This is a genomic window from Candidatus Zixiibacteriota bacterium (genome assembly GCA_036480375.1).
Classification (GTDB): domain Bacteria; phylum Zixibacteria; class MSB-5A5; order GN15; family JAAZOE01; genus JAZGGI01.
Genome location: JAZGGI010000034.1, coordinates 123,921 through 131,505, shown reverse-complemented (window position 1 = coordinate 131,505; position 7,585 = coordinate 123,921). Strand labels below are relative to the sequence as shown.

Here is a 7,585-nt window from a genome sequence, read left to right as displayed (position 1 = left end):
ACCGCATTCCTTTTTTGATGACAAAACACCGATGGAGGTATATCTTGACAACATGGCGGCATAATCAACCAAACCGAATACACCTTAAATCAGCCGTCAAACTGTCCAACAAACCAGGACCACCTCTCAGCGTCCTCTTGGGTTGGGAGACTTGGTTGACACGATACTAAATCATTGACTAACGGACCGTCCCATTTGAAGGTAGTTAAATAAATATAAAGTTTTTTGTTCTTTGACAACTGAATCGTTAAAAAGGGTAAATAAAAAGGCGGAGAGGCCAATGTTATTATACGTTTCCTCTTGCCCAATCTAGTAGGTCATCAGGGTCAATGCACTCGTCAAAATAAGTGTTCTTCGTCAAGTATCCTATCATCCGACCACGGACATAAACCTTTGGTGGAGTGCTTGAGTACTCGTTGAAGGGACTATACGGGGAGTAAGGGCTTCCATAATTACAATATTCATTAAAGATTGATGTTTGAGAGTATTCACTGCCAAAGGGCCCGAATTCGTTAAATATCGACTCTGAATCATAAGGATTCGGTTCAATACTTCCCAAGTAAGTACCATCTTGGGCAATGATGAAAGAAGCATCGGCAGCCGCCCGACTCTCTTCCTCATTCGCCTGAATTCTCCCCTTAAGAAGCTGTTGAACATCAGACTTCAGTGTATGCAGGAACGAATCAGTGGGAATCCTATCTCTTAATAATCTGTTACGAGTAACAACTCCGACATGTCTACCATTGATCACAAGAGTAGGCGGCAACTGACAGTAGGGATTGTTCACACTAAATTGCCCATATTTACTGCCGTAAGGTGAATATGGGTTGAAAATACTAGTTTGACTGTATCGACTTCCAAACGGCCCATATCGGTTTAATATTGATGATGTATCATAGCGATTTGTAGTGATTCGGCCTAGGAACTGTTCATTCGAAGCCATTAAATATGAGTCTGCTTGAGCGAAGGAAGTTTCAACGGCTTGCTTTTTATGCAAACCGCGTAACATTTGTTCCAACAGTGCTTTTGTTTTATCATCGCGCGGCACTACTACTCATCTCCATAAAGAGAGTGGATTAGATTTTGGAGCTCTTCGGCTGCCTTGTCAGTAGGGAGTTTGTCAATGAGTGCTGGAGCAGTAGCAAGCGCAATATTCTTGCGCCTTATTCGTTCGATCCTTCGTAGTGGATAATAAATAAAAGCCGATGTAAATGCAGAAGGGATAGACCAAGCAAACTCACCACGAACTAGTGCGGTGACAATTCCCGCAATACCACACAAAAAGAGAATTATGGCCAGCCATATCAAACACGTTTCGGTTCGTCTATTATCCTTAAGAACTTGGTCAATACGGTTAAGAATCGTATTGTCCATTATTTCTACAACACCATCTTGATTCAATCCGCACTCCCTTTGTTCTGGGCATGTTCATTGGGATGGATTCGCCCGATAGGCCGAAGTGAGTATAAAATCATTTGGACAACGGCGAGGTTCGTCCATCATTCGAATGCTAAGATTAAGTTTTTCAATCCATGAATTGCCAAGAATTCATTACTAATATAAACAGAGTGATGGATAAAACAATCAAATATTTAATGTAATTGAGATTTTTTATAAAAATATATAAAATTAATCCTGTAAATTTATTGTATGGTTTGTTCGAGTTTGGAAACACACAATATATCGATGATACGAATAAAGATGTGATTAATTTGTATGTGAAAATTATTCACGGCAAATTTAGCAAAAGAACAAGATTTTAATCTGACGCCTCGGACTCAGAATCTTCCAAGAACATCTTGTAGTAATCCTCAGTGGTCGCACTCTCCTGGCCAGATATTTTATTGTGTGTTTTCAGATACAATTCTGATTTTTTCGCGAGAGATAGAAAGCCTCTATTTATTCTTTGAGATTACACCTTGCCCTTCAGTAACTGGAGCCGACCCTTCAGGTGCACAGATGGGCAGTAAATATGCCTCTATAAGCTCCGTACAAGCCCATAGCGCGACGTTCTTGCATTAGAAGTATTATTCATAATCGTGAGCTAACACTATCGTGAAGGATTATGTTAGCCATCAACTAATCGCAAGGTCTAATCGCTTAAAGCCCAATCCGTTATAATTCATCTTGCCCTTATAAATAGGATTTGTCAAGATGGCTCGCACGGTGCTTTGGTACCAGTTTCCGCCGCGTGCCGTCTTGAATCCGTTGTCTTTTAGATGGCGGGCAATCTTGGATTGACTCCAGTGTTTACGCTTGAGTGAAAATATCAGGCGCACCGTTTCGATTGATTCGGGATCGATAATCAGATCGGGTCGCTTCTTGCCGTTGTACTTATCAACGCGCTTATAACCTAACGGCCTGCGTCCGCCGACAAATCCGCCATCGCTGGCTTTTGACATTCGCCCAGCTTTCAGGCGCACTTTGATCATCTTCTTTTCGTATTCGCTGATTGCGCCTTTGATTTGACGGAATAAAACACGAGTCGGATCGGAACTGCACAAGTCCGGCTCATCGATGGAAATAAGCTCGGCGTTATGCTGTTTAAGATCAGCCAGGATGTTTTCCTGAAGCATCAGGTCACGCGCCAGGCGGTCAAGCCTGACGACAATCACTTTGCCGACTCGGCCCTCCTTAACATCGACCATTAGCTGGCCGAGGGCGGGGCGGTCTTCGAGATCGCCGGATACGCCCCTTTCGGTGTAAATGCGGATCGCGCCCAGCTTGTTTTTACGAGCGAATTTTTGAATCGCGCTCTCCTGGGATTCGAGGCCATAGCCATCAACCTGATTCTCGGTTGAAACTCGGATATAACCTGCGATAATTAGGGGAGGGGATTCCCCGGGAGATAATCCCCGGGGAACCGTCTGAGAAGTAACCTTAGTGCACATAAGGAACTCCTTACTTTAAACGCCCGGAGGCGACTAGTGCACCAACAATAACCGTTAAGGGATAAAGTTGCAGCCACCACCCGGGCAATATTTTAGTTATTAGAAAGAACGGTTTTGTTGATGCACTAATATACTATCGTCAATTATTTAAATAATGTCAAGTAAATAATGATTGATTTTGAAAGTTTTTCAGGGGTTATCCCATAATTTTCTTTAACATGATGGAATGATTCTTCAACATTACGGCTTTTGCCCATGTTGCTAATTGGGGCGCATTTACCAGTTCGATTGATAAATTCGAAATTGAGGTTTCAGTTTTGGCAGAAGAAGTGAACCCCGACAAAGCCACAAGTACTCCGGCTTTTCTGTTATCTCTTGCAACAACGCCAATTACTTCTCTAACGTCTCTAACATTCGCAGGCTTTCTTCCAGCTTTACATTGTACATAGTATAATTCACCATCTGGTAGATAGATTATTACATCAATCCCATAATCTTTAGAAGGTTGTGTGACCTCTATGATCCCCACCCCAGACCTATCAAGTACCTCAGCAACAACAATCTCAAATTTCCTGGGATTATTAAATAGCTCTCGTTTTTGTTTATTATCGGTAAAGAACCTCTCCAAAGATTCAATAGTTCTTTCTTTTGAGGCATTAATTTTGGCACAATTTTTCAAAAAAGGTTGTAACTCATAAAAATCTCGATTTGTTAAAATTAGGTTAAGCAACTTACTATCGATTATTTTGGCTGATTGACCAAAGCATAGCATTTTAGCATTACTCACATCCGAACCTAATACATTTGTGTGCAATGATTTTATATCTATTCTTGGGGAATTGGGGTAAATTGGACTTGTGAATTGATGTAATTTTCGCGCAATAAACCTAGATCTTCTTATATATTTATTTTCTTCTACAAGTTTACTCCAAACATCGATTGGATATATATCGGGACATTGAGATAAAGAGATAGACCTAGATCTTCTTATATATTTATTTTCTTCTACAAGTTTTCTCCAAACATCGATTGGATGCAAATCGAGACATTGAGATAAAGAGATAGACTCATTGATAATATAGGTACCCGCTGATCTCAACTCCCTTTGAAATTCGGATGGTAGTTTCAAGATACCAGATTGTGAAATCGAAATATTGTAGGATTTAAAAATCACTTCCCAAGATTCCTTTTCTTTAGTATGTCGTATTTAGACAAAGAAGTCAATATTTGCTATTGATTATTTTATATATATTCCTACTGCGCTCACACAGCATCATTCAGAGATAAAAATCGAGCGGGAAAATAATGAATAAAGATAAAATTGCGAATAAATTAATTAGCCTCTTATGCTCGGTCGAATGCAATTTTTATATAGATAATGTTATAAGCAACTTATCGGATTATTTGGCAACAATAAGTTATTCTTTACGAGAAAATACGGTGTTTTGGTTTAGGGGGCATAGCAATGTAAAATGGCCCTTAATACCATCCGCATTGAGAAAATCCAAAGTAAAACAACGGGAAGATGCGTTAAATTTGCTACAAGATTTTCGAAGAATCGCAGAAATAAAAATCGACCGACCTCCTCGCGAAAATGAAACGCTAAAGTGGCTTCAGACTGCGCAACATTATGGTATCCCAACTCGCTTGCTTGATTGGACAGAAAGTTCTATTTTTGCCCTATATTTCGCTACGCTTCCCAATAAAGACGAAGATGGAAAAGAAACACATGGAATGGTATTCATGCTTAATCCTACCGACCTGAGTAAAACTACTGCCATTAAGGTTAGAAATACCTTAAATGCTAATATCCCAAATAAACTTTTAGATAAATATCTGGAGTTGGGTGGCCAGGTAATGAGAAGCCCCAAAAAAGGTAGATTACCAACTATTGCAGTTAATCCAGTATGGAACTCTGAAAGACTAATGATGCAAAGGGGAGTTTTTACATTACATGGCAATGTGAAATTTGCCTTGGATAAATATCAGGCAAACTCTTTATTGGGTATACCAATAATAAATAAGCATAAGAAAACATTGCACTCTGAATTAAATAGAATTGGAATTGATGAAATGGCTTTGTTCCCCGAATTAGAGCATGCATGCAATTGTCTAAAGGAAAAAGTCAATTGCAATGAAGGATATTTATGAAAGAAATAATTCCATTCGTATTATCGCATAAAGATTGCGCCTTTGTAAATTCGCATTTTCCTAAAATTTCAATAGCCAAAGTCGGATTAAACAAAGCGTCAAATTTCATCCCCAAACTACCATCTGGTACCAACATATGGATAGATGCAGGAATAGATTGTCTTGTAAAAGGTATGCCAAGTGATAGTGGATATTTAAAATATCTGCGCGGATTTACGCATGTCGAGAACATTGCAGAAATAGATTTTCAAAAAAGACCCAAAAGGGACATTATCAATGAATTTGTTGTTAGCGTATTGAATGAGACAAATAAGATACAAGCATCTTGGACATCTGTCCCTCAATTACCAATTGCATTTAAGCATTCAGTGCTCAGAATTAATGCTCTGTTAGCAACTTCGACCGGTGAATGGATTCTAAATAATGAAACAAACTCTCACTTTATTCTCCCGGTAATTTTGGAGCATGAGAACCAAACCAGGTATAGTGTACAGCGCACGCGAATATTAAATCATATCAATAAATGTTATCGGCTATCTAACGCAAAAGGTGTGTGGGTTGTTGATTGCGATTTGAAAGATTTTAGCGGTTCTGATACTATGGGGAATCGACGTTTACCCAATCTAATCAAGTTTCATAGAGACCTACGAAAACTCTTAGGGGCCGAATCGATAATTATTTCTGGGCCTTACTGGGGTGCCAATATTCTACTATTGGCACGTGGTTTGTCATCACATTCGGCCATCAAAATGGGTGTGTTACCTCAATATTTTCTTCCTGGTCAAATCCCTTACGGACTCAAGAGTCAGGCAAAAATCCGAATAGCATTACAACCGTTAAAAAGATTGGCCGTTGCCTCTCCTTCATTACAAAAATGGCTAATCGAAATCACAAAAGGGGAAATTAGACATCAGGGTGCTCAAAAAGAACTATTGAATATTTTGAAAAAGTTTAATTCATACGCCGACAATCCCAATAATGCAAAAAGGCAGATTGTTGATTTTTATAAAGACTGGATTGAATCTATATTAGGAGTGCCCGACTCTGGTAGGGCTCTTGCGCTTTATCAAAGTTTATCCGAGGCCTATGTCTTGGGAAAAGAAATAAAAAAACATCTACCACGCGACGAACAACCTGGAGCTTCGCCCGAAAAAGTTGCGCAACAGTTAATGCTTAATTGTCTTTAAGCCAATCTTGCCAAAATCTTTCAATATACGTCATTTGTACTTTGGAATTGAGTATAGTATTATTGGATTTCGACTTTCTTAAAACTCTGCATGTATTTTGATTAACAGATATTAATCCCACCCCACATTCAACAAAATCAACAAGGCGTTTTGATTTTGCAATTCTCGACGCAATTTGCTTTGGTAGAGCAACATAAGATTCTGATGCAAACTTTAGATTATTAAACGCCTGAAATAGTGCTTCTTCAATGCGATTTAACTTTATTTCTATAGCAAGTAGTTTCTTTTGAAGGGGCTGCCATCCGTTTCGTTTTTGGTAATAACCAGCTCTGGGACTAACAATATACCTTTGACGAGTTAATTCTGTTAGTTCAAAATCTAAATCAATATCAGGATAATGAGATTTAGATTCTCTCCCAAGTCTTTTCAACGATATACTGTGTCCATTTTCTTCATCAGGTATATTATAAAGGAGGTCAATTTTTTGAAGCGATAGAATTGGCTTTTTCTGATTATACTTTAACCGTTTCTTGATACTAAATTTATTGGGACTTGCGGCAACCACATCACAAATTCCCCAACCTGTAGGGAATTCAGTTTTTGTAGTAAATCCCCGGGTATGTGCCCAAGACAATACCGGTTCAAGCATTTCCGATTCTTTTTTAAAGGTCATCGCACACCACCTATTTTTTTATACGTATATTGATTTATATGGGCAACAAAAACTTTCATTTATGACACAGTAATTAGTCTATTGAACACTAATATTGCCCAAAGACAATCACATTTTTATAGAAATTTTCGTGGTAAAATGCTGACCTTAGCCGTTTCAGCATCCCTTGACAACACTTACGATTGTGATTATTCCAGCTATTCCGCTTATGAAAGCCAACGCTTTCCAAAAGCCACCATTCTGCGAATCATTAGAATACGATCTACGAGACCGTGATAATCCCCCACTATCAAACAAAAGAAAAATAATTCCAAGTCCGAAAAATACTATTGTTGAAAGGCCAAAAAGCGTTATTGATATTTTTAATAATTCTGGATCGGTGGCCAGTTCTTCACCCTGAATCGCAAAAATTCCAACCATCGCGATACTTATAAGTGAGCAGGCAAAACATTTTACATGCTTAGGAGCATCACCAAACATAATAATACCGAAACCTATATGAATTGACTTTTCTCGAACGCAAATAGTTGTTCAGAAATATAATAGTTAAAATTAAAAAATCAAGTGAAAATCCAATTCACCAGGGTGTCCAAATAGTGTCCATAGTCAGTCCAAATCAGTACAAATTATCCTGCGTACCCGTATAAAATGCTCAAGGATTTTATACGGCGGTTACTATAATT

8 protein-coding genes are annotated in these 7,585 nt (G+C 38.7%); 2 read left to right on the top strand and 6 right to left on the bottom strand.

Features of this window, described 5'->3' with window-relative positions; translation table 11 throughout:
* Positions 1-286: 286 nt before the first annotated feature.
* The 4 genes from V3V99_11275 to V3V99_11260 form a co-directional block, all read right to left on the bottom strand.
* The gene (locus V3V99_11275) at positions 287-1,048 is read right to left on the bottom strand and encodes a hypothetical protein (protein ID MEE9443233.1); all 762 of its coding nucleotides are present in this window, start codon (positions 1,046-1,048) and stop codon (positions 287-289) included.
* A gap of 2 nt (positions 1,049-1,050) precedes the next feature.
* Positions 1,051-1,401: a hypothetical protein gene (locus V3V99_11270; protein MEE9443232.1), complete on the bottom strand. Its 351-nt coding sequence runs from the start codon at positions 1,399-1,401 to the stop codon at positions 1,051-1,053.
* Between the two features lie 674 nt (positions 1,402-2,075).
* Entirely contained in the window at positions 2,076-2,891 is an 816-nt protein-coding gene (locus tag V3V99_11265; protein ID MEE9443231.1) for a recombinase family protein, read from the bottom strand.
* Between the two features lie 196 nt (positions 2,892-3,087).
* A complete protein-coding gene (locus V3V99_11260) occupies positions 3,088-4,065 on the bottom strand; it encodes a restriction endonuclease (protein ID MEE9443230.1) in 978 nt (325 codons plus the stop codon).
* Between the two features lie 131 nt (positions 4,066-4,196).
* On the opposite strand from V3V99_11260, the gene V3V99_11255 reads away from it, so the two are divergent.
* Entirely contained in the window at positions 4,197-5,042 is an 846-nt protein-coding gene (locus V3V99_11255) for an FRG domain-containing protein (protein MEE9443229.1), read from the top strand.
* Positions 5,039-6,229, top strand: coding sequence for a hypothetical protein (locus V3V99_11250; GenBank protein MEE9443228.1), 1,191 nt, complete (start codon positions 5,039-5,041; stop codon positions 6,227-6,229). Before V3V99_11255 ends, V3V99_11250 begins: the two co-directional genes overlap by 4 nt.
* Here V3V99_11250 and V3V99_11245 read toward each other — a convergent pair.
* Together V3V99_11245 and V3V99_11240 are read right to left on the bottom strand one after the other, a co-directional pair.
* Positions 6,216-6,902: a hypothetical protein gene (locus tag V3V99_11245; protein ID MEE9443227.1), complete on the bottom strand. Its 687-nt coding sequence runs from the start codon at positions 6,900-6,902 to the stop codon at positions 6,216-6,218. The two genes, V3V99_11250 and V3V99_11245, sit on opposite strands and share 14 nt — an antisense overlap.
* A gap of 156 nt (positions 6,903-7,058) precedes the next feature.
* The gene (locus V3V99_11240) at positions 7,059-7,382 is read right to left on the bottom strand and encodes a hypothetical protein (protein ID MEE9443226.1); all 324 of its coding nucleotides are present in this window, start codon (positions 7,380-7,382) and stop codon (positions 7,059-7,061) included.
* Positions 7,383-7,585 lie beyond the last annotated feature (203 nt).